This is a genomic window from Maribacter sp. (genome assembly GCF_049667165.1).
Lineage (GTDB): Bacteria > Bacteroidota > Bacteroidia > Flavobacteriales > Flavobacteriaceae > Maribacter_A.
On the sequence record NZ_JBATHS010000002.1, the window covers coordinates 1 to 2,457 of the forward strand.

The window sequence follows — 2,457 nt, forward strand, 5'->3', positions numbered from 1 at the left end:
TTATTGGTGTTGCAATTTCAAGCAGGGGATAAGCGCGCTTTAGGCATGCTGGTCAAAAGGCACCATAGGAAGTTTAATGCGCATGCCTATTGGTATCTGCGGGATATAGAGGCTTCGAAAGACGTTGTACAGGATTGCTGGGGCATCATTGCCAACAAGTTGCATACGTTACGAGATCCCAATAGCTTTTCGAGCTGGGCCATGCGTATCGTCACCCGAAAATCAATTGACGAACTGCATAAAGACAAGCGGAAACGCGAAATTTTGGATGAATATGCAGTCACAAACAGGGACGTTACCGTGGCCGATGATCACGAAAATCAAGTTTTACAAGTAAAACAGGCCATTGAAAGGTTACCCATTGACCATCAAATCGTGCTGCGGTTATTCTATACCCAAGAATATTCATTGTTCGAAATCAGTGGTATTTTGGATATATCCATTGGAACGGTCAAATCGAGGTTATACCATGCCCGCGAAAAATTAAAAACAATTTTAAATCACACATCATGAAAAAAGAAAAGGAAAAAATCGACGAACTTATCAAAGAAACCCTTACTCAGGAGGAGGCAAAATTCTATGACGACTTGGATGAACAGAATCTGATCGGGAAAATGGGTGAGGTCTATAAAAGTAAAGTGGGGTGGCTTGCAATCGTCATGAACGTGGTCTATTTGGGTATTTTCGGTTTATTCATTTATTGTGTGGTCCGTTTTTTTGGAACCACCGAGACAAACAACCTAATAATATGGGCGTCAGCAGGATTTTTATGTATGATTTTCATGGGAATGCTGAAACTTTATTTTTGGATGCAAATGGATAAAAATGATATCCTAAGGGAATTGAAAAGATTGGAACTCCAAGTCGCGACCCTCTCAGGCAAGCTTGATATGTAGTTCAATAGAACCAAAATGAAATGTTTCGGCAATGTCATAACATTTTGTATTTTAGCGGCTCTACAAAGGATGATTTCTCTCCTACGCTGAATTTTCGAAGCTTCGAAAGGAAAAAGGTACAGAAGGAATTACTGAAGTTTTATTTAAAGTAATTTTTATCATGTCAGTTTTAGAAAAAATTAGTTCTACAGAGGCTATTGCCTTGGAAGAGAAGTACGGCGCACATAATTATCACCCTTTACCTGTGGTTTTAAGCAAAGGGGAAGGGGTTTTCGTTTGGGATATGGAAGGAAACCGATACTATGATTTCCTATCGGCCTATTCCGCGGTAAACCAAGGGCATTGTCATCCCAAGATCATCAATGCCTTAAAAGATCAGGCTGAAAAATTAACCTTGACCTCACGGGCATTTTACAATGACATGCTCGGAAAATACGAAAAATACATTACCGAGTATTTTGGCTTTGACAAGGTATTACCGATGAATACAGGGGCCGAAGCCGTTGAAACCGCAATAAAATTGGCTCGGAAATGGGGGTATGAGAAAAAGGGGATACCGCCCAACCAGGCGAAGATCATTGTTTGCCACAATAATTTCCATGGGAGAACCGTAACCATCATTTCAGCATCAAACGATCCGATTGCGACAGAGAATTTCGGGCCCTTTACACCCGGAATGGTTGCTATTCCCTACAATGACCTCAATGCATTGAAAGAAGCCTTGAAAGACGAAAATGTAGCGGCATTTTTAGTAGAACCCATTCAAGGGGAGGCGGGTGTGTTTGTGCCTGATGACAATTATATTAGTGAAGCGTACCAATTGTGTCGATCGAGAAATGTATTGTTCATTGCCGATGAAGTGCAAACAGGAATTGCAAGGACAGGAAGATTGTTGGCTACTTGTGGTACTTGTTCTTGCCCGGATAAATGTTGTAGTGGAACACCAGAGGTTAAACCCGATATCCTGATCTTGGGTAAGGCTATTTCGGGAGGCGTTTTTCCTGTGTCGGCCGTATTGGCCGATAATGGGGTGATGGAGGTGATACGCCCCGGCAACCATGGTTCTACCTTTGGGGGCAATCCCTTGGCATGCGCGGTGGCCATGGCCGCCTTGGACGTGGTTAAAGAGGAAAAACTTGCAGAAAATGCGTTTGTTCTTGGCAACCTCTTTAGGAAGGAGATGCAAAAATTGATCGATCAATCCGATTTGGTCACTATGGTGCGTGGCAAAGGTCTTTTGAATGCCATTGTGATTAATGATACCGAAGATAGCACGACAGCATGGGACCTATGTATGGCCTTGATGGGGAACGGACTTTTGGCAAAGCCAACCCATGGCAATATCATACGGTTCGCCCCACCGTTGGTAATGACCGAAGCGCAGTTGTTGGATTGTATCGCTATCATTGCGAAGACGATTAAACAGTTTGAGAAATAAAAAAAAGCCGGTCCCGATACGTATCGGGACCGGCTTTTTTATAAGGTATTTATGCTATTGAAAGGCCCCATCGGCCGCAGCCCCAGCTATTATTGCCGCCAAGGCGCCAAAATAGATGATGGT

Annotated in this window: 3 protein-coding genes; all 3 read left to right on the forward strand. The window is 43.0% G+C overall.

What is annotated here, in order from left to right; translation table 11 throughout:
* Nucleotides 1-513 (forward strand): RNA polymerase sigma factor (locus WBM98_RS00060; protein ID WP_424363963.1); only part of this gene is annotated, 513 nt, incomplete at its 5' end.
* Nucleotides 510-896 (forward strand): DUF6768 family protein, encoded by a 387-nt coding sequence (locus WBM98_RS00065; RefSeq protein ID WP_424363964.1) that lies wholly within the window; start codon nucleotides 510-512, stop codon nucleotides 894-896. The genes WBM98_RS00060 and WBM98_RS00065, both read left to right, overlap by 4 nt.
* Before the next feature lie 160 nt (nucleotides 897-1,056).
* Entirely contained in the window at nucleotides 1,057-2,334 is a 1,278-nt protein-coding gene (gene rocD / locus WBM98_RS00070) for an ornithine--oxo-acid transaminase (RefSeq protein WP_424363965.1), read from the forward strand.
* Nucleotides 2,335-2,457: the final 123 nt, after the last annotated feature.

What these genes read in the sequence shown, in the direction of transcription:
- WBM98_RS00065 (WP_424363964.1), top strand. Translation starts at nt 510, where the DNA reads ATGAAAAAAGAAAAGGAAAAAATCGACGAACTTATCAAAGAAACCCTT.
- rocD (WP_424363965.1), top strand. Translation starts at nt 1,057, where the DNA reads ATGTCAGTTTTAGAAAAAATTAGTTCTACAGAGGCTATTGCCTTGGAA.